This is a genomic window from Dactylosporangium sp. McL0621 (genome assembly GCF_049995355.1).
Taxonomy (GTDB): domain Bacteria; phylum Actinomycetota; class Actinomycetes; order Mycobacteriales; family Micromonosporaceae; genus Dactylosporangium.
In genome coordinates this window covers 11,595,309-11,615,000 of sequence record NZ_CP188259.1, presented here as the reverse complement: position 1 = coordinate 11,615,000, position 19,692 = coordinate 11,595,309, and the positions used below count along the sequence as shown (strand labels likewise).

Below are 19,692 nucleotides of genomic sequence, written 5' to 3'. Positions count from 1 at the left end.
GCCACCGATGGTGAGACCACGTGCTGGTGGAGCGGTTGGTGGCCGCAGAGACCAGGGGGAAGCGACTGTTTACTAAAAACACAGGTCCATGCTAAGTCGTAAGACGACGTATATGGACTGACGCCTGCCCGGTGCTGGAACGTTAAGGGGACCTGTTAGTCCTTCGGGGCGAAGCGGAGAACTTAAGCGCCAGTAAACGGCGGTGGTAACTATAACCATCCTAAGGTAGCGAAATTCCTTGTCGGGTAAGTTCCGACCTGCACGAATGGCGTAACGACTTCCCCACTGTCTCAACCACAGGCCCGGCGAAATTGCACTACGAGTAAAGATGCTCGTTACGCGCGGCAGGACGGAAAGACCCCGGGACCTTCACTATAGCTTGACATTGGTACTCGAATTCGATTGTGTAGGATAGGTGGGAGCCTGTGAAGTCCTCACGCCAGTGGGGGTGGAGGCAAGCTTGAAATACCACTCTGTTGGATTTGGGTATCTAACCTTGGACCGTGAGCCGGTTCAGGGACAGTGTCTGGTGGGTAGTTTAACTGGGGCGGTTGCCTCCTAAAATGTAACGGAGGCGCCCAAAGGTTCCCTCAGCCTGGTTGGCAATCAGGTGTTGAGTGCAAGTGCACAAGGGGGCTTGACTGCGAGACTGACAGGTCGAGCAGGGACGAAAGTCGGGACTAGTGATCCGGCACTGGCAGGTGGAAGCGGTGTCGCTCAACGGATAAAAGGTACCCCGGGGATAACAGGCTGATCTTCCCCAAGAGTCCATATCGACGGGATGGTTTGGCACCTCGATGTCGGCTCGTCGCATCCTGGGGCTGGAGTAGGTCCCAAGGGTTGGGCTGTTCGCCCATTAAAGCGGTACGCGAGCTGGGTTTAGAACGTCGTGAGACAGTTCGGTCCCTATCCGCCGCGCGCGTAGGATACTTGAGAAGGGCTGTCCCTAGTACGAGAGGACCGGGACGGACGAACCTCTGGTGTGCCAGTTGTTCTGCCAAGAGCACGGCTGGTTGGCTACGTTCGGAAGGGATAACCGCTGAAAGCATCTAAGCGGGAAGCTCGCTTCGAGATGAGGTATCCCACCCCTAGAGGGTTAAGGCCCCCAGCGAGACCACTGGGTTGATAGGCCGGAAGTGGAAGCCTGGTAACAGGTTTGAGCTGACCGGTACTAATAGGCCGAGGACTTGACCTACATATCAAGCATGAAAGATTTTGCATCCACTGTGTGATTCTGAACCAACACCAGAACGCACCCTGTCGGCTTCGGTTGGCGGGTGTGCGGGGTTGACAGGTTCATAGTGTTACGGCGGCCATAGCGGAGGGGAAACGCCCGGTCCCATTCCGAACCCGGAAGCTAAGCCCTCCAGCGCCGATGGTACTGCACCCGAGAGAGTGTGGGAGAGTAGGACGCCGCCGGACTAAATTTCCTTCAGGGGCTCACCGATTTCGGTGGGCCCCTGAAGCATTTTGTTGAGCTCGAAGACATGAGGTCGGCCCGTGAGGGTCGGCCTTTTTTGTTGTCCAGGTCAGGCGCGGTGTTCGACGGTGGAGACCGACTGCGAGGTGGCTCGCGGGCTTTGAAGAAGGCGTAGTGCGGAGCCGGCCCGTCGGTAAGGCCGGCCCGCGTCATGCGGAGCCGGCCTTATCGGTGCGGAGAAGGACCTGGAGTGCGGCGGTCTTAGCTGCGGTGTTCTACCGCGGTGCGGAGCTCCAGCATTGACTTGGCGGACTCCGGTACGCCGCGGTTGGAGAACAGGGCCACGCCCAAGGAGCCGTTGTCCTTATCGGTGCGGAGCAGGACCTGGAGTGCGGCGGTCTTAGTTGCGGTGTTCTACCGCGGTGCGGAGCTCCAGCATTGACTTGGCGGACTCCGGTACGCCGCGGTTCGAGAACAGGGCCACGCCCAAGGAACCGTTGTCCGCCCAGCCGCAGACCGTCAGGTCCGAGTCGTCGACCTTTGTCGTGCCGCAGCGCATCGTGCCGCCCAGGGGGCCGGTGTCTACGTCCTTGGCGTCGCGTACGCCGCCGGCGTCGTCGGCGACCATGTCGAAGGCGGTCTTCAGGGTGTCCTCGGGCTTCCAGATGCGGGCGGTGCCCGCCACGAGGATCGCGTCAGTGGTTCCCTCGCGGTAGATGAGGCCCACGCTTTTGTCGAGGCTGACCTTCGAGGCGATCGCGTCGCGGATGTACTCGCTTGTCTGCTGGGCCCCGTCGCTCTTGTCCAGGGTGAAGGCGCCGACCTTGTCCGGGGACTTGATCTCGGTGTCGCTCTGGCCCAGGACGCGGAAGACCGTGGGGCCGTAGAAGATGCCGGAGATCAGCAGCGCCGCGGCCGCGACCGAGCCGGTGATGAGCGCGACTCGCTTGAGCGGGATGCGGCTCGCCGGAGTTTCGGTGGGTTCGTCGTCGTCGTCTTCGTAGTACAGGCCGGCGGGACCGCCGTCGGGGTCGACCATCGGCGCACTGTAGCAACTGTGGCTCGGCGGCCGCTGTCAGCGTCCGGAAAGGGGCGCCGGAGCGCCCCCGAAGATCCGGATCTAGCGGGTCTGGACGGCCTCGCGGATCGCCACGAAGCGGCTCGACGCGGTCGACACGTCCTGGCCCATGAACAGGACCATGCCGACGCTGCCGTGGTCGGCCCACACGCACATGCTCACCTTGAGGTTCTGGGTGCCGGTGCCGAGGTTGTACTGGCTGCTGCCGCACTTCGCGGTGCCGCCCAGGTTGCCCGCCGGGTACTCCGTCGGCGAGGTCACCGTAGTCAGGCCGCTGTTGGAGCCGAAGCCCCGGAACGCGGCGTCGACCTCGGAGCCGGGGGAGAAGAAGGTGCCCGTCGCGGCGACCATGACGACGATGTGCGTCGGGTCGTCGTCCTTCTCGTCCGAGTACACCCCGGTCTCGACCTCTTCGATGCTGTCGATGCTGCCCTTGAGGTCGGTCTCCATGCTCGACTTGAGCGCGTCGGCCTCTTCGCTGGTCTGCTTCGTGAGGCCGCCGGGGAGGGTCGGCGGGGCGGAGACGTGCGCGCCGGCGTCGCGGTAGATGGGGTAGAAGGCGACGCAGGCGATCACCGCGCAGACCAGGAAGACGCCGCCGACCACGCCGAGGGTGATCTTCAGGCCCTTGCCCTTCTTGGGCGGCGGCGGGGGCGCGAAACCCGGCCCGGGGACCGGCGGCTGATAGACCGGTGCGGGCTGCGGGTAGGCGGGGCCGGGCTGCTGGTAGGCCGGCTGACCATAAGGCGCCCCGGGCTGCGCCGAAACCGGCGGCTGGCCGTAAGGCTGCGCAGAAACGGGCGGTTGACCATAAGGCTGCGCAGAAACGGGCGGTTGACCATAAGACTGTCCGGGCTGCGCCGAAACCGGCGGTTGACCATAAGGCCGCGGCGGGGGTGGCGGCTGCTGTCCGTACGGGCCGGGAGCGTTCACCGGCGGCGGGGTCCCGTACTCCGGAGCGAGGTCGTAGGACATCGGCCGGAACGGTTCGGAACGCGGCTCGTCATCCGAGTTCTGCGGCGGGTAGGTCACCGTCGATCAGTCTCCTGAGTGTAGGGGCAATGGCGAGCGTAGACCCCCTGCGCGACAGTTCTAGACTTTGCCTGTGACGGATACTCCACGCACGGGGCAGGCAACCCCGGCGCTCTCGGCTCAGTATGCCCCCGGCGAAGTCGAGCAGCGGCGGTACGAGCAATGGGTAGCCGACGGTCTGTTCAAGGCGGACGCGTCAAGCGACAAGCCGCCGTTCTCGATCGTATTGCCCCCGCCGAACGTCACCGGTTCCCTGCACATCGGCCACGCGCTCGACCATTCGGTGCAGGACGCCCTCACGCGGCGTAAGCGCATGCAGGGGTACGAGACGCTGTGGCTGCCCGGCATGGACCACGCCGGCATCGCCACCCAGAACGTGGTCGAGCGGCAGTTGGCCGGTGACGGGCAGTCCCGGCACGACCTGGGCCGCGACGCGTTCGTCGAGCGGGTGTGGCAGTGGAAGACCGAGTCCGGCGGGAAGATCCTGGGCCAGATGACGCGCCTGGGCGACTCGGTGGACTGGAGCCGCGAGCGGTTCACCATGGACGAGGGCCTGTCCCGGGCCGTGCTGACGATCTTCAAGCGGCTCTTCGACGACGGGCTCATCTACCGGGCCGAGCGCATCATCAACTGGTGCCCGCGGTGCCTCACGGCGCTGAGCGACATCGAGGTCGAGCACTCCGACGACGACGGCGAGCTCGTGTCGATCCGCTACGGCGACGGCGACAACGCGATCGTGGTGGCGACCACCCGGGCCGAGACGATGCTCGGCGACACCGCGGTCGCGGTGCACCCGGACGACGAGCGGTACAAGCACCTGATCGGCACCGAGGTCGAGCTGCCGCTGACCGGGCGGCGGATCCCGATCGTCGCCGACGCGCACGTCGACCCGGCGTTCGGCACCGGCGCGGTCAAGGTGACCCCGGCCCACGACCCGAACGACTTCGAGATCGGCCAGCGCCACGACCTGCCGAGCCTCACGGTGATGGACGAGCACGGCGTGATCACCGCGCACGGGCCGTTCCTCGGCCTGGACCGGTTCGAGGCGCGGCCGGCGGTCGTCGCGGCGCTGCGGGCGGACGGCCGGATCGTCGCGGAGAAGCGGCCGTACGTGCACGCCGTCGGGCACTGCCAGCGCTGCGGCACCACCGTCGAGCCGCGGCTGTCGCTGCAGTGGTTCGTGCGGACGGAGCCGCTGGCCAAGGCGGCCGGCGACGCGGTGCGCGACGGGCGGGTGCGGGTCGAGCCGCCGGAGCTGACGAAGCGGTACTTCGGCTGGGTCGACAACATGCACGACTGGTGCATCTCGCGGCAGCTGTGGTGGGGGCACCGGATCCCGGTGTGGTACGGGCCGAACGGCGAGGTCGTGTGCGTGGGCCCGGACGACGCGGCCCCGGCCGGCGACGGCTGGACGCAGGACGCCGACGTGCTCGACACCTGGTTCAGCTCGGCGCTGTGGCCGTTCTCCACGCTCGGCTGGCCCGACGAGACCCCGGACCTGGCCAAGTTCTATCCGACAAGCGTGCTTGTCACGGGGTACGACATCCTGTTCTTCTGGGTCGCCCGGATGATGATGTTCGGCCTTTATGCGATGGACGGGCGGCAGCCGTTCGACGTCGTGATGTTGCACGGCATGGTCCGCGACCAGCATGGCAAGAAGATGTCGAAGTCGTTCGGCAACGTCGTGGACCCGCTGGACTGGATCGAGCGCTTCGGCGCCGACGCGACCCGGTTCACGCTGCTGCGCGGGGCGAACCCGGGCGCCGACGTGCCGGTCAGCGAGGAGTGGGTGCAGGGCGCCCGCAACTTCGCCAACAAGCTGTGGAACGCGACGCGGTACGGGCTGGCCGGCGGGGCCACCGTCGAGGGCGAGCTGCCCACGGAGGACCTGAGCACCGTCGACCGCTGGGTCCTGTCCCGGCTGCAGCACGTGATCGGCGAGGTCGACCAGCAGTTCGAGGCGTTCGAGCTGGCGAAGGTGTGCGACACGCTGTACCACTTCGCCTGGGACGACGTCTGCGACTGGTACCTGGAGCTGACCAAGCCGGTGCTCAGCGGCGACGACGAGGCGGCCAAGGCGCGCACCCGCCGGGTCCTGGGGCACGTGCTGGAGAGCCTGCAGCGGCTGCTGCACCCGATCATGCCGTTCGTGACCGAGGAGCTGTGGACGACGCTCACCGGCCGGCCGACGGTCATGCGGGCCGAGTGGCCGGTGGCGGACAAGGAGCTCGTCGACGACGTGGCCGAGCGTGAGCTCGAGAACCTGCAGCGGGTCGTCACCGAGGTCCGCCGGTTCCGGTCCGACCAGGGCGTGAAGCCGGCCCAGCGGGTCGTCGCCCGGCTCGAGGGGCTCGACGCGGCCGGGCTGACCGCGCACGAGGGCCTGATCCGTTCGCTGGCCCGCCTCGACCACCCGAAGCAGGGGGACTTCGCGGCGACGGCGAAGCTGGCCGTCGGCGTCGGGGTGACCGTGGAGCTCGACACCCGGGGCACGATCGACGTCGCCGCCGAGCGGGCGCGGCTCACCAAGGACCACGCGGCGGCGGAGAAGGAGGCGGCGCAGTGCCGGGCCAAGCTCGGCAACCCGGCCTTCACCGGCAAGGCGCCGGAGGCGGTGGTGGCCAAGATCCGGGAGCGGCTCGAGGCCGCCGAGGCGGACCTGACCCGCATCGCCGCCCAGCTGGAAGCACTGCGATGACCCGCTCGTTCACCGAGGTCGACCAGGAGCTCAACGCCCGCGGGTTCACCCGCATGGTGTTCGACCTTTCGCGCATCGAGGGGCTGCTCGACTCGCTCGGCAGCCCTCAGCGGGCGTTCCCGGCGATCCACCTGACCGGTACCAACGGCAAGACGTCGACCGCCCGGATGATCGACTCGCTGCTGCGGGCGCACGGGCTGCGCACCGGCCGGTACACCAGCCCGCACCTGCAGAGCATCACCGAGCGGATCAGCATCGAGGGCGAGCCGATCAGCGAGGAGAAGTTCGTCGAGGTGTACGAGGAGGTCGTGCCGCTGGCCGACTACCTCGACGCGCGCAACGACGCTCCGCTGACGTACTTCGACATGACAACGGCGATGGCGTTCGCCGCGTTCGCCGACGCGCCCGTCGACGTGGCCGTGGTCGAGGTCGGCCTGGGCGGCGCGGACGACGCGACGAACGTGCTGCAGGCCCAGACCACGGTGATCACCCCGATCGGCCTCGACCACACCGAGTGGCTCGGCGACACGATCGAGGAGATCGCCTGGGCCAAGGCCGGGATCGTGCACAAGGGCTCGACGCTGATCTGCGCCCTGCAGCCCGAGGAGGCGATGCGGCCGATCCTGGAGCGCTGCGCCGAGGTCGGGGCGACGATGGCCCGCGAGGGGCGCGAGTTCGGGGTGGTCAACCGCGAGCTCGCCGTCGGCGGCCAGGTGCTCACGCTGCAGGGGCTCTCCGGGGTGTACGAGGGGATCTTCCTGCCCCTGCACGGCGAGCACCAGGCGCAGAACGCGGCAATCGCGCTCGCGGCGGTCGAGGCGTTCCTGGGCGCGGGCGCCGAGCGGGCGCTCAACGCCGAGGCGGTGCGCGACGGCTTCGCCGGGACCACCTCGCCCGGCCGGCTGGAGCGGGTGCGCAAGTCGCCGCCGATCCTGCTCGACGCGGCCCACAACGCGCACGGCATGCAGGCCACGGTGCGGGCGCTGACCGAGGAGTTCGCGTTCAGCGGGCTCATCGCGGTCGTCGCGGCCCTGGCCGACAAGGACGTCGAGGGCATGCTGGAGCTGCTGGAGCCGATCACCGAGAGCATCGTGGTGACCCGCAACAGCTCGCCCCGCGCGATGTCGGCCGCCCAGCTGGGCCTGATCGCCGAGGAGCTCTACGGGGCCGATCGGGTGCACGTGGTACCGGACATGCCCGATGCGATCGACGCGGCCGTGACGCTCGCCGAGAGCGACAACGCCGTCCCCGGCACCATCGGCGTCCTCATCACCGGCTCGGTCGTGACCGTGGCCGACGCCCGCGGGCTGCTCAAGCGATGAGCGCGCCGGCGGGACTGAAGAACCCGGGCGCGGCGGTGCGGGGCGTCGGGGCCGCGGGCCTCGTCGTCGAAGGGGTCGTACTGCTGCTGGCCCTGCTGCCGCTGGCGAAGCTCGGCCACGGGGACACCACCGCGGCGATCTGGGTCTGCGCCGTCCTCGCGGTCGTGTGCTTCCTGCTCTGCGGGCTGCTCAAGCACTCCTGGGCGTGGATCGCCGGGCTGGTCGTGCAGGTCGCGCTGCTCGCCGGTGGCTTCCTGCACTGGTCGCTGCTCGCCCTGGGCGTGGTGTTCGGGGCGGCCTGGGTGTACGCGCTCTACGTGCGCCGGTCCGTCTACGCGAACAAGCCGGACTGATGCGCGCGAGCCGGCTCCTCTCGACGCTGCTGCTGTTGCAGACCCGGGGCCGGCTGACCGCGCAGCAGATCGCGGACGAGCTCGAGGTGTCGGTGCGCACGGTGTACCGCGACATCGACGCCCTGTCCGCGTCGGGCGTGCCCGTGTACGCCGATCGCGGGCCCGCCGGCGGGTTCGCGCTGCTGGACGGGTACCGAACCAGCCTTACCGGCCTTACCGCCGACGAGGCCTCCGCGCTGTTTCTCGCCGGCAGCGGCGCCACCGACCTCGGCCTCGGCCCGACCCTGGACGCGGCGCGGCTCAAACTGCTCGCCGCGCTGCCGGCCGAGCAGCGCACGACGGCCGGGCGCATCCAGGAGCGCGTCCACGTCGACGCCCCCGGCTGGTTCCGCGACCCCGAGGCGCCGCCGCACCTCGACACGGTCGCCACGGCCGTCTGGGAGCAGCGCAAGATCCGGGTTTTGTACCGCAAGTGGGACGGCGTCGCCGTGGAGCGCGAGCTCGCGCCGCTGGGGCTCGTGCTCAAGGGCACCGCGTGGTACGTGGTCGCGACCGGCCGCTCGCGCACGAACGCCTACCGGATCTCGCGCATCTCGACGCTTGCGCTCACCGGCGAGCACTTCACCCGCCCTTCCGACTTCGAGCTGCGCCGGTACTGGCTGGAGTTCTCCGATCGCCTGCAGGAGACGCTCTACTCCGGCGGTTCGGCGACGGTACGGCTGTCGCCGCGCGCGGTTTCGCTGTGGTTCCTGCTCGGGCCGGTCGCGGGGCGGGCGCTGCGGGAGTCGGCGGTGGATCTCGACGACGGCCGGGTGCAGGTGGAGGTGCCGATCGAGTCGCTGGAGCACGCCCGGGTCGACTTCGCGCGGTTCGGCGCGGACCTCGAGGTGGTCGCGCCGGACGAGCTGCGCGCGCTCATGCGGGCCGACGCGGCCGCGCTCGTCCGGCTCTACTCAGCGTCGTAGCTCCCACCGGGTCAGGGCGATCGCGTGGCCGTCCGGGTCGCGGAACGTCGCCGAGCACAGCTCCAGCTGCTCGCCCTGCGGCACCACCCGCGGCCGGTGGACGAAGTCGACGCCCTGCTCGCGGAGGCGCTCGTAGGCGTCGTACACGTCGGGGACGTCGAGGTTCAGGTGCACCACCCGGCGGTCGACCGGCGGCATGTCGGCGACGCGGCGCAGCACGACCCGGGCCGTTCCGGTCTCGAGCACGGCGCTCGTCTCGCCGCTGTCGAGCTCGGTCAGGCCCAGCGTGTCGCGGTAGAAGCGGCGGGAGCGCTGCAGGTCGGACACGATGAGCGTGATGCTCACGCCGTTGACGCCGTCGAGGGGCATCGCCTGCTGGCGGCGGGGGCCGGCGGCCAGGAACTCGGCGACGGCGCCCTCGCTGAGCGGCTGCTCCTCGAGCGCGTCGGCGTCCTCGGTCTCGTCGTCGGTCGCCTCGTCGGCCGGGACGTAGTGCTCGGTCGCGTACGGGTCGGGCGCGACCGGCTCCTCGTCCTCGTCGTCCGGGGCCGCGGGGCGGAAGACGGGGGGCGCGCTGTAGAGGCCGGCGCCGACGGGGACGGGGCCCTTGCCGTTGGCCGACCATGCGGAGCCCGTGGCCGGGGGCTCCTCGACCGCCTCGACCGCCCCGGCCTGGGCCGTCTGCTCCTGAACCGTCTGCTCCTGGGCCGTCTGCTCCTCGGCCGTCATGTGCTCGGCCGTCACGTGCTCGGCCTCGGGTTCGGCCAGCTCGCCCTCGATCACCGACGGCTCGACGTGCAGGCTGCGGAAGGGCGGGAGCTCGGACTCGCGGTCGGGGTAGTACGCGGCGGCGGGCCGTGGCTCGTCGGGGCCGGTCCACCACTCGACCTCGGCGGCGGTGTCGGTGTCGGTGTCGAGCTGCGGGGCGGGGACCATCGAGCCCGACTCCGGGATGGTGTACACCTCCGGGCTCGCCTCGATCTCGACCGGCTTCGTGGTGACCGCCTCGGTCGCGGTTCCGGTCTCGGTCGCCGTCGGCTCGGTCTCGACCGGCTGGGTCTCGACCGGCTGCGCTTCCGTTACCGCGGCCTGCGGGGGCGCGGTCGGCTCGGGGAGGGCGGGTGGCTCCGGGGTGACGGGGCGGGTGCGGCCGGGGCGGTTGCGGCGGACCCGCTCGTGCGCGCCGCCGCGCGGGTGCGGGCTCGGCCTGCGGTGCTGGCCGCCGCCGGGCCGCGGGGCGGAGCGGAGCCGCATGATGATCGGCTCGTCCTCCTCGCCGATGATGGTCTGGCCCTTGGCCGGCGGCTCGATGTCGTCGATGGCCTCGAACTCGGGCTCCGCCTCGGGTTCGGGCTCGGCGCTCGTCGTGACCGTCTCGGGCTCGGTGGTCGTGATCGCTTCGGCTTCGGGGGTGGCCCCGGCCTCGGTCTTGCTTGTCGTGATCGCCTCGGCCTCGTCGGTCGCGGCCGTCTCCGTCGCGGTCGTCTCGGTGTCGATCTCCGGGGCGGCCGGTTCCGTGAACGTCGTCGCGGTCGCGGTGGCGCCGAGTGGCTCCGCGGCGTGGTGGGACGGGTCGCCGGCGGCGTGGCGGGGCTTGTTCTGGCGCAGCGGGAAGCCGAAGCGGGAGCGGCGGCCGGAGGTGCGGGCCGCGTCGGGGATCTGCTCGCCCGGCGGGGCCACGGTGGCGACGGGAGCGCCGGCGCGGGCGCCGACGGGCTCCTGGATCTCGGCCTCGACCGGCGGCAGGTCGGTCAGCGTGGGCGTGTTGTCCGGCGGGAGGTACATGGGGCGGCGGTACGCGTCGTCGGGGTCGGCGGCCTCCGCGCGGGCGCCGTTGTGGTGGGCGTTGAGCGCGCTGTAGTCGTCGCCGACGAGGTCGTCGGCGGGCCGGCGCTGCTCGGTGAGGACGACCTCCTGGTGCGTCTGCACGCGGTCCCAGAGCACGGTGAACTTGCGCGGCGTGCCCTTGAGCACCTGCACCGGCAGGGTGGCGCCGCGCTCCGGCCACTTGTCCACCGGGACCGCCGGATCGGTGCCGGTGACCGTCACGCCCCGGATGCCGGTGGCGGTGATGGTCAGCTTCAACCGGCCGCGGGCACTGCGCCCCTCCTGGGTCGGCCGGGCCGTGATCTCCTCGACGACGGCGGTGCCGTGGACGTAAAGCCGAACCTTGTTGCGATTGTTGACCACCATGATCATTACCGGACCGGCCGCGGCCACGATCACGCCGAGCGCGATCACGAGCGGGCTCGACATGCCCAGGCCACAGAAGGCCAGGAACCCGCCGATCACGATCAGCAGCAGTATGACCAGGTTCCGGCTGTCGTTCGATGACGCGCGGTTGCTGGACGGCAAGTCGACCTCCCCAGACGACTGACACCAGGCTATGCCTGATCATCACCGAAACGGAAGTCTCCGGCACCCTGGCGGGGCGCGCGCCGTGACGCTGGGTAGGCTTCGGAGCGGTACCGGTGCAAACATGGAGGATTCTCGTGTCGGAGCGCACGCTCGTACTCATCAAGCCCGACGCCGTCCGCCGCGGCCTGGTGGGCGAGATTCTCGGGCGCTTGGAGCGCAAAGGTCTGACCATCGAGGCGATGGCGCTGCGCACGATGGACGTGGCCCTGGCCGACCAGCACTACGCCGAGCACGTGGACCGCCCGTTCTACCCGCCGCTGCGCGACTTCATGACGAGCGGCAACCTGGTGTCCCTGGTGATCTCCGGCGACGAGGCCATCGGCGTGGTGCGCACCCTGATCGGCGCGACCGACGGCCGGAAGGCGGCCCCGGGCAGCATCCGCGGCGACCTGTCCCTGTCCAACCGCGAGAACCTCGTGCACGCCTCGGACTCCGCCGACAGCGCGAAGCGCGAGATCGCGCTGTGGTTCCCGGAGCTCGCCCTCTAGGCGGTCACACGTCGGTGGCGCGCTCGCCGAGCTGGTCGGGGCGCTTCGGGGCGTAGCGGCCGACGTACTCCTGGCCGGTCAGCTGCTGGATCGCGTTCATGAGTTTCAGGGTGACCTCGCGCAGCGCGCGGCTGTCCACCTCGCCGCCGCCCTGCCACTGGCTCAGGTCCAGGGGCTCGCCGATGCGTACCTCGACCTTCGGGCCCAGCTTCGGCAATGACGCGCCGACCGGCATGACCTGGTCGAAGCCCATGAGGCCGACCGGGATGATCGGCGCCGGGGCGTCGAGGGCGAGCTTGGCCACGCCCGGGCGGCCGCGGTACAGGCGGCCGTCGGTCGAGCGGGTGCCCTCCGGGAAGATGCCCAGCACGTGCCCGGCGCGCAGGACCGGCAGGGCGGCGTCCAGGGCCAGGAGGCTGGCCCGGCCGCCCGAGCGGTCCACGGGGATCTGGTTCAGGCCGTACATGATGTTGCGCAGCGCCGCGCCCTTGATGCCGGGGCCGCGGAAGTACTGGTCCTTGGCGAGGAAGTAGACGTTGCGCGGGGCGATGGCGCCCATCATCACCGAGTCGAGCACCGACTGGTGGTTGCTGGCGAGGATGGCGGCGCCGGTCTTCGGTACGTTGTCGAGGCCGATGATCTTCGGGCGCCAGAGGAGCCGGATCGTGGGTGCCACGGTCATCTTGCCGACCGCATAGAGCGCGGACAAATGCCCTCCACCAGGCTCAACTCGACGCTGCCGCACACTCTAACCGCAGGCCGGAGCGGCGGCAGCCGCGCGGGTCAACAAGGTGGGCAACGCCACCGTCACGAGGCGACGAGGACCAGGGCGGTCGCGGCCAGGCCGAGGCCGGCCAGCTGGACGGGGCGCATGCGCTCGCGGTCGATGCCCATGGCGAGCAGGACCGTGGAGACCGGGTACAGCGACGCGATCGGCGCGATGATGCTCAGGTCGCCGCGCGCGACCGCCAGCAGGTACAGGGCGTTCGCGCTCATGTCGAGCAGGCCCGCCGTCACCAGCCAGCCCCACGACGAGCCCGCCGGCCGGGCGGCGCCCCGGCGCAGGCGGAACAGGGCGAACGGCGCGCCCAGGGCGACCGCGGCGATCTGCGCGCCCGCCATCGGCCACAGGCCCGCGTGGTCGCCGGCGTGGGACAGGGACGTGAAGAACAGGCCGAACGCGGCGCCGGAGAGCAGGGCCAGGCCGACGAGCTTGCCGGTGACCGGGCCGCCGCTGCCACCGGCCGCGCTGACCAGGCCGATCGCGGCGATCGCGCACGCGGCGCCGGCCAGGGCCAGCGCGCCCGGGCGCTCGCCCCCGGCCAGGCCGAACGCGACCGGGAGCAGGGCCGCGGTGACGGCGCTGATCGGGGCGACGATCGCCATCGCGCCGGCGGCCAGGGCGCGGTAGAAGACGATCATGCCGAGGACGCCGAGCACGCCGGAGGCCGCGCCCCAGGCCAGGGCCCGGCCGGTTAGGGCGCCGGGGACGAGGAGCAGGTAGAGGCCGAGCAGGGGCAGGCTGGCGGCCTTGGAGACCACGACGACCAGCAGGGAGTCGGCGCGCTGGCTGGCCTTGCCGCCGGAGAAGTCGCCGACGCCCCAGACCAGCCCGGACAGCGCGGCCAGGACGATGCCGATCATGCGAGGCGCTCGATCGTGGCGGAGTCCGCGTCGAGCAGCGCCACCAGGGCCTCGGCGGGCGGGTGCAGGTCGGTGTCGAGGCCCTCGAGCAGGAACACGGCCGAGGTGGTGGTGCCGGTGAGCGCGGTGCGCCGGCCCTGGCGCCAGTTCCAGCGGCGGCAGGTCACGGCGACGTCGTCGCGCCAGATCACCTCGCCGGGCTCCGGCGACTCGACCGCCGGGGCGCCGTCCTTGACGGTGTCGAAGGGCTCGTCGCCGGCGGCGCGCACGAGGCGCTCGGTGCCGGCCAGCGCGGCGCGGTCCTCGCCGCCGATGGGCACGGCGAAGCGGATGCTCACGGCGTTGTAGGCGTCGACGATCCGGTTGACCGACGGCACGTCGCCCCGGGACGCCCGCTTGCGCAGCGCCTCCGCCGAGCAGGGCGTCCGCTGAGGCTTGGCGCCGAACGCGCGGTACACGTCGCGCCACGCCTCCAGGTGCGGGTGCGGCGCGCTCAGGTCGCCCGCGGCCTGGATCGCGTCGTGCAGCAGCTTCGGGTCGCCGGGGCCGTTGCGGAGCCCGTCGGCGAGCACCGCGAGCACGGTAGCCTCGTGCCCCACGGCGCGGCACAGGTCGAGGACCTCATCGGCAACGGCGAACATGCCATCAGTCGTACCATAATAATGACCGTGAAGGAAAATATGTTGACCGACCGCGAGCGGGACGCCCAGCTGGCGATCGCGCGCCAGGTGAAGGGCCTTCGCCAGGGCAGACGCTGGTCGCTGGACGAGCTGGCGAGCCGCTCGGGTGTAAGCAAGGGCATGCTCGTGCAGATCGAGGGCGCCCGCACCAACCCGAGCATCGGCACGCTGTGCCGGGTCGCCGAGTCCTTCGGGGTGAGCATCGGGCGGCTACTGGAGGCCGAGCCCGAGCCGGTGGTGAAGATCGTCGGCGCCGACGAGCCCGCGGTGCTGTGGCGCGGGCCGGGCGGCGGCACCGGGCGGCTGCTGCGCGGCGTCAACGACCCCGCGTTCGTCGAGATCTGGGACTGGCGGATGGCGCCGGGGGAGGAGCACGACTCCGGCGACCACACCCCGGGCACGCGGGAGATCATCCACGTGCGCCTGGGCTCGCTACAGGTGGAGGTCGACGGGAACCACTACGAGGTGCAGACCCGGGAGACCATCGACTTCGTGGCCGACCGCCCCCACCGGTACCGCAACGGCGGCACGGTGGAGACGGTCCTCACGATGGTCGTGGTCATGCCCCAAGGGGAGCACGACCGACGGGCGTGACGATCACCTTGACCGGCTCGCCCTCGCCGACCTCGCCGGCGAAGCCGTCGACGAGGGTGCCGAGCTCGACCGAGTTGGCCAGCGTCTCGCCGGCCACGAACGAGCCGTGCGCGTCGAGGGCCGAGGCGACCGTGTCCGGGCCGTCGACCACGACCACGATCCGGTCCGACACGTCGAGGCCGGCGTCGCGGCGGGCCTGCTGGATGACCCGGACCAGGTCGCGGGCCACGCCCTCGGCCGCCAGCTCCGGCGTCACGGTGCTGTCGAGGACGACGACACCCTCGCCGCCGGGCAGCGGCGCCGACTGGGTCGGGTCCGCGGCGACGAGCTTGAGGTCGTACTCGCCCTCCTGCAGCGCAACCCCGCCGGCCGTCACAACCCCGCCGGCCTGGCTCCAGTCGCCGGCCTTGACCGCCTTGATCACCTGCTGGACCTGACCGCCGAGGCGCGGCCCGAGCACCCGCGGCACCAGGGTCAGCACCGGCGTGCAGTGCGCGGCCACGTCGTCGGTGAACTCGACCCGTTTGACGTTCACCTCGTCGGCGACGAGCGCGGCGAACGGGCGCAGCGCGGCCGCGTCCGGGGTGGCCACGGTCAGCGTCGACAGCGGCAGCCGCACGCGCAGCCCGCGGGCCTTGCGCAGCGACAGCGCGGCCGAGCACACCTCGCGCACCGCGTCCATGCCCGCCACGAGCCGGTGGTCGGCCGGGAAGCCCGCCGCGGACGGCCAGTCGGTCAGGTGTACCGAACGCTCGCCGGTCAGGCCGCGGAAGATCTCCTCGGCGGTCAGCGGGGCGAGCGGCGCGAGCACCTGCGCGAGCGTCGTGAGCACGGTGGACAGCGTGTCGAACGCGTCGTGGTCGCCGGACCAGAAGCGGTCGCGGGACCGGCGCACGTACCAGTTGGTCAGCGCGTCGAGGTAGGCGCGCACGGTACCGCAGGCGCCGGAGATGTCGTACGCGTCCAGCTGCCGCTCCACCGTGGCCACCAGCTCGCCGGTCTTGGCCAGCACGTACTGGTCGAGCAGGTCGGCGCTGTCGGTCCGGGCCCGCGCGGTGTAGCCCTCGGCGTTGGCGTAGAGCGAGAAGAAGTAGTACACGTTCCACAGCGGCAGCAGCACGTGCCGGACCGAGTCGCGGATGCCCGTCTCCGTCACCGGCATGTCCCCGCCGCGCAGCACCGGCGAGGAGACCAGGAACCAGCGCATGGCGTCGGAGCCGTACTCGTCGAACACCCGGTACACGTCCGGGTAGTTGCGCAGGCTCTTGGACATCTTGCGGCCGTCCTCGCCGAGCAGGATGCCGTGGGACACGCAGCTGCGGAACGCGGGCCGGTCGAACAGCGCCGTGGCCAGCACGTGCATGGTGTAGAACCAGCCGCGGGTCTGGCCGATGTACTCCACGATGAAGTCGCCGGGGTAGTGGTGCTCGAACCAGCCGGCGTTCTCGAACGGGTAGTGGACCTGGGCGAACGGCATCGAGCCGGACTCGAACCAGCAGTCCAGCACCTCGGGCACGCGGCGCATGACGGACTCCCCGGTCGGGTCGTCCGGGTTGGGCCGCGTCAGGTTGTCGATCTCGGGCCGGTGCAGGTCGGCGGGGCGCACGCCGAAGTCGCGCTCGAGCTCGTCGAGCGAGCCGTACACGTCGATGCGCGGGTACTGCGGGTCGTCGGACTTCCACACCGGGATCGGCGAGCCCCAGAACCGGTTCCGGCTGATCGACCAGTCGCGGGCGTTGGCCAGCCACTTGCCGAACGAGCCCTCCTTGATGTGCTCGGGCGTCCAGGTGATCTCCTGGTTGAGCTCCACCATCCGGTCGCGGAAGGCGGTCACCTGCACGAACCAGGAGGAGACGGCCTTGTACACCAGGGGCGTGTCGCAGCGCCAGCAGTGCGGGTACGAGTGCGTGTAGCTGTCGTGGCGCACGACGACGCCGGCCGCCTTGAGGTCGCGGATCACCGGCTTGTTGGCCTCGAAGACCTGCAGGCCCTGGTAGTCCGGGACCAGCGAGGTGAACCGGGTGTGCTCGTCGACGGTGACGACGGTCGGGATGTCCACCGAGGCGCACGCGTTCTGGTCGTCCTCGCCGAAGGCGGGCGCCATGTGCACCACGCCGGTGCCGTCCTCCGTGGTGACGAAGTCGGCCCCGATCACCTGGAACGCGTTCGGGGTGTCGGCCAGGAAGCCGAACAGCGGGGTGTACCGCCGCCCGACCAGCTGGGCGCCGGAGATCGAGCCGACCCGGGTCGCGCCGGCCAGCTCCTTCTCGTAGGCGCCGACGCGGGACCCGGCGAGGATGTACCGCTGCCCGTCCTCCTCGAAGACGGCGTACTCGATCTCCGGCCCGACCGCGATGGCCAGGTTGGAGGGCAGCGTCCACGGGGTCGTCGTCCAGACCAGGATCTTCTCGCCGGTCTCCAGCGTGAAGGCCACGGTCAGCGCGGGGTCCTGCCGGTCGCGGTAGACGTCCTCGTCCATCCGCAGCTCGGTGTTGGACAGCGGCGTCTCGCAGCGCCAGCAGTAGGCCAGCACCCGGAAGCCCTCGTAGACCAGGCCCTTGTCGTGCAGGGTCTTGAAGGCCCACATGACGCTCTCCATGTAGGGCAGGTCGAGCGTCTTGTAGTCGTTGGTGAAGTCGACCCAGCGGGCCTGGCGGGTGACGTACCGCTCCCACTCGCTGGTGTAGCGCAGCACCGACTCCTTGGTGGCCGCGTTGAACTTGTCCACGCCGAGCTGGAGGATCTCGGCCTTCGTGGTGATGCCGAGCTGCTTCTCCGCCTCGACCTCGGCCGGCATGCCGTGGCAGTCCCAGCCGAAGCGGCGCTCGACGCGGAAGCCCTGCATGGTCTTGTACCGCGGGACGACGTCCTTCGCGTAGCCGGTCAGCAGGTGCCCGTAGTGGGGCAGGCCGTTGGCGAACGGGGGCCCGTCGTAGAACACATACTCGTTCGAGCCGTCGTCGCCGGCCGGGCGGCGCTCCACCGAGGCCGCGAACGTCGCGTCGCCGGACCAGTAGTCCAGGACCTCGCGCTCGACTTCGGGAAGGTTCGGGCTCGCGGGGACGCCGGTGCCCGTGCGGTGCATCGGGTAGGCCATCGGTGGTCGCACTCCTCGCGTGGTCGGTGTCGCATCCACGCGGGGACGAACCTCGAGGGTCCGCGGTACCACCCCGCTTGCCGCCGTGATCGTGCGTTCGGCGGCCGCTCGTTGGCCGGCTGTAACGGGCCGGTGCCCGTCCGGTTCTACTGGGCCACCGGGGTGGCCGTTCTTCCGGAGGCTCGCCGGTGATGGCCGGGTCGAAGCCTGTACACCGAGGATAGCGCGGCTCGAAACCGCGTTTCGGGGCGGAGCCTTATCGAATAGTAAAGAAACCTTGACATTAAATTGCCGTCCGTGGAACGTGGAGGAACACGTCGACGCCCATCGACGTGACCCCCACCTGGAGCCCACATGCGTCCACGCCATGTCACCCTGCTCGCAGGGGGCGGCGCGGCGGTCCTGACCCTCGCCGGGGTCCTGATCGCACTGCCCGCGTCCGCCGCCGAACTGCTCACCAACCCCGGCTTCGAGTCCGGCTCCGCGTCCGGCTGGACCTGCGAGTCCGCGTCGGTCACGTCCGGGTCCGCGCACTCCGGCACCTACAAGCTCGCCGGCACGCCCGGCGGCACGACCGCGCAGTGCTCGCAGACCGTGTCGGTCCAGCCGAACACGAAGTACACCCTCTCGGGCTGGGTCAACGGCTCCTACGTCTTCATCGGCGTGACCGGCGGGGTCGACGCCAGCACCTGGACCCCGGGCACCAGCGGCTACTCGCAGCTCTCGGTGGCCTTCACCACCGGCGCGAGCCAGACCTCGGCGAGCGTGTACGTGCACGGCTGGTACGGCCAGCCCGCCTACACCGCCGACGACTTCTCGCTCAACGGCCCGGGCGGCAACCCGACCACGCTCGAGCCGACCACGCCGTCGAAGTCCCCCTCGGCCTCGGCCTCGCCGTCCAGGTCGCCGTCGAGCTCACCGTCGGCCTCGAAGTCGCCGTCGAGCTCGCCCTCCACGTCGCCGTCGACCCCGCCCGGGCCGCTGCCCAAGCACTTCCTGACCGGGTACTGGCAGGACTTCACCAACCCCGCCACGCCGCTGCGGCTGCGGGACGTGCCAAGCGAGTACGACCTGATCGACGTGGCGTTCGCGGAGGCCACTTCCCAGGCCGGCGGGCTCGCCTTCGCGGTCGACCCCGGGCTGTCCAGCGCGCTCGGCGGCTACTCCGACGCCGACTTCAAGGCCGACGTCGCGACCCTGCACTCGCGGGGCAAGAAGGTCATCCTCTCCGTCGGCGGCGAGGCCGGGCGGGTCAGCGTCGGCGACTCGGGCGCGGCCACGAACTTCGCCGACACCGCGTACGCGCTGATGCAGCAGTACGGCTTCGACGGCATCGACATCGACCTCGAGAACGGGCTGAACCCGACGTACATGGCGCAGGCGCTGCGCTCGCTGCGGGCCAAGGCCGGCGCGAACCTCATCATCACCATGGCGCCGCAGACGATCGACATGCAGTCCACGGGCGGCAGCTACTTCGCCCTCGCCCTGTCGATCAAGGACATCCTCACCGTCGTCTACACCCAGTACTACAACTCCGGCAGCATGCTCGGCTGCGACCAGATGCAGGCGTACTCCCAGGGCACGGTCAACTTCATCACCGCCCTCGCCTGCATCCAGCTGGAGAACGGCCTGCGCCCCGACCAGGTGGCCCTGGGGCTGCCGGCGGGCACGGGCGCGGCCGGCGGCGGCGTGGTCGCCCCCTCCGTGGTCAACCAGGCCCTGGACTGCCTCGCGGTCGGTACCAACTGCGGAACTTTCAAGCCGCCGCACACCTACCCGGGCATCCGCGGGGCCATGACCTGGTCGATCAACTGGGACGTCAAGAACGGCAACGGCTTCGCCAAGACGGTGAAGCCGCACCTGGCCACACTGCCGTAAGCGAAAGCATTCCTCCGCCAACACA

General features: G+C 70.5%; 14 protein-coding genes and 2 rRNA genes (1 of these 16 cut by a window edge). 9 read left to right on the top strand and 7 right to left on the bottom strand.

The features are described 5' to 3' along the window. A 23S ribosomal RNA gene (locus ACPPVO_RS55060) occupies positions 1–1,195 on the top strand; it begins 1,913 nt to the left of the window's first position. A gap of 110 nt (positions 1,196–1,305) precedes the next feature. Further along, a 5S ribosomal RNA gene (gene rrf, locus ACPPVO_RS55055) occupies positions 1,306–1,422 on the top strand. 398 nt (positions 1,423–1,820) lie between these two features. Here rrf and ACPPVO_RS55050 read toward each other — a convergent pair. Further along, positions 1,821–2,459, bottom strand: a complete 639-nt coding sequence (locus ACPPVO_RS55050; RefSeq protein WP_426507582.1) for a hypothetical protein — start codon at positions 2,457–2,459, stop codon at positions 1,821–1,823. Between the two features lie 81 nt (positions 2,460–2,540). Further along, positions 2,541–3,530, bottom strand: a complete 990-nt coding sequence (locus tag ACPPVO_RS55045; RefSeq protein WP_426507581.1) for a hypothetical protein — start codon at positions 3,528–3,530, stop codon at positions 2,541–2,543. 73 nt (positions 3,531–3,603) lie between these two features. On the opposite strand from ACPPVO_RS55045, the gene ACPPVO_RS55040 reads away from it, so the two are divergent. Genes ACPPVO_RS55040 through ACPPVO_RS55025 form a run of 4 tightly spaced genes read left to right on the top strand, consistent with a single transcriptional unit; the run spans position 3,604 to position 8,868 of the window. Further along, positions 3,604–6,228 (top strand): valine--tRNA ligase, encoded by a 2,625-nt coding sequence (locus tag ACPPVO_RS55040; protein ID WP_426507579.1) that lies wholly within the window; start codon positions 3,604–3,606, stop codon positions 6,226–6,228. Beyond that, positions 6,225–7,550, top strand: coding sequence for a bifunctional folylpolyglutamate synthase/dihydrofolate synthase (locus ACPPVO_RS55035; protein WP_360385071.1), 1,326 nt, complete (start codon positions 6,225–6,227; stop codon positions 7,548–7,550). The genes ACPPVO_RS55040 and ACPPVO_RS55035 overlap by 4 nt, the downstream gene beginning before the upstream one ends. Further along, positions 7,547–7,903 carry a DUF4233 domain-containing protein gene (locus ACPPVO_RS55030; protein WP_426507576.1) on the top strand — a complete coding sequence of 119 codons (357 nt, stop codon included), beginning with the start codon at positions 7,547–7,549 and terminating at the stop codon, positions 7,901–7,903. The genes ACPPVO_RS55035 and ACPPVO_RS55030 overlap by 4 nt, the downstream gene beginning before the upstream one ends. After that, complete coding sequence (locus tag ACPPVO_RS55025) at positions 7,903–8,868, top strand: helix-turn-helix transcriptional regulator (protein ID WP_426507574.1); 966 nt, start codon at positions 7,903–7,905, stop codon at positions 8,866–8,868. Before ACPPVO_RS55030 ends, ACPPVO_RS55025 begins: the two co-directional genes overlap by 1 nt. Here ACPPVO_RS55025 and ACPPVO_RS55020 read toward each other — a convergent pair. After that, positions 8,857–11,223 carry a VOC family protein gene (locus ACPPVO_RS55020; RefSeq protein WP_426507572.1) on the bottom strand — a complete coding sequence of 789 codons (2,367 nt, stop codon included), beginning with the start codon at positions 11,221–11,223 and terminating at the stop codon, positions 8,857–8,859. The two genes, ACPPVO_RS55025 and ACPPVO_RS55020, sit on opposite strands and share 12 nt — an antisense overlap. Before the next feature lie 137 nt (positions 11,224–11,360). Between ACPPVO_RS55020 and ndk the strand changes: the two genes are divergently transcribed. Then, complete coding sequence (ndk, locus tag ACPPVO_RS55015) at positions 11,361–11,774, top strand: nucleoside-diphosphate kinase (protein WP_426507570.1); 414 nt, start codon at positions 11,361–11,363, stop codon at positions 11,772–11,774. A gap of 4 nt (positions 11,775–11,778) precedes the next feature. On the opposite strand, the gene ACPPVO_RS55010 is transcribed toward ndk, so the two are convergent. From ACPPVO_RS55010 to ACPPVO_RS55000, 3 genes are all read right to left on the bottom strand, one after another. Beyond that, positions 11,779–12,483 carry a lysophospholipid acyltransferase family protein gene (locus ACPPVO_RS55010; RefSeq protein WP_426507569.1) on the bottom strand — a complete coding sequence of 235 codons (705 nt, stop codon included), beginning with the start codon at positions 12,481–12,483 and terminating at the stop codon, positions 11,779–11,781. 98 nt (positions 12,484–12,581) lie between these two features. Continuing rightward, positions 12,582–13,418, bottom strand: a complete 837-nt coding sequence (locus ACPPVO_RS55005; protein WP_426507567.1) for an EamA family transporter — start codon at positions 13,416–13,418, stop codon at positions 12,582–12,584. Further along, positions 13,415–14,059 carry a B3/B4 domain-containing protein gene (locus ACPPVO_RS55000; protein ID WP_426507566.1) on the bottom strand — a complete coding sequence of 215 codons (645 nt, stop codon included), beginning with the start codon at positions 14,057–14,059 and terminating at the stop codon, positions 13,415–13,417. Before ACPPVO_RS55000 ends, ACPPVO_RS55005 begins: the two co-directional genes overlap by 4 nt. 39 nt (positions 14,060–14,098) lie before the next feature. Between ACPPVO_RS55000 and ACPPVO_RS54995 the strand changes: the two genes are divergently transcribed. Continuing rightward, positions 14,099–14,692: a helix-turn-helix domain-containing protein gene (locus tag ACPPVO_RS54995; protein ID WP_426507564.1), complete on the top strand. Its 594-nt coding sequence runs from the start codon at positions 14,099–14,101 to the stop codon at positions 14,690–14,692. On the opposite strand, the gene ileS is transcribed toward ACPPVO_RS54995, so the two are convergent. Continuing rightward, positions 14,658–17,789 carry an isoleucine--tRNA ligase gene (gene ileS, locus ACPPVO_RS54990; protein ID WP_426507563.1) on the bottom strand — a complete coding sequence of 1,044 codons (3,132 nt, stop codon included), beginning with the start codon at positions 17,787–17,789 and terminating at the stop codon, positions 14,658–14,660. The two genes, ACPPVO_RS54995 and ileS, sit on opposite strands and share 35 nt — an antisense overlap. A gap of 354 nt (positions 17,790–18,143) precedes the next feature. Here ileS and ACPPVO_RS54985 point away from each other — a divergent pair, with 354 nt between their 5' ends. Continuing rightward, entirely contained in the window at positions 18,144–19,667 is a 1,524-nt protein-coding gene (locus tag ACPPVO_RS54985) for a chitinase (RefSeq protein WP_426507561.1), read from the top strand. The last annotated feature ends 25 nt before the right edge of the window (positions 19,668–19,692 follow it).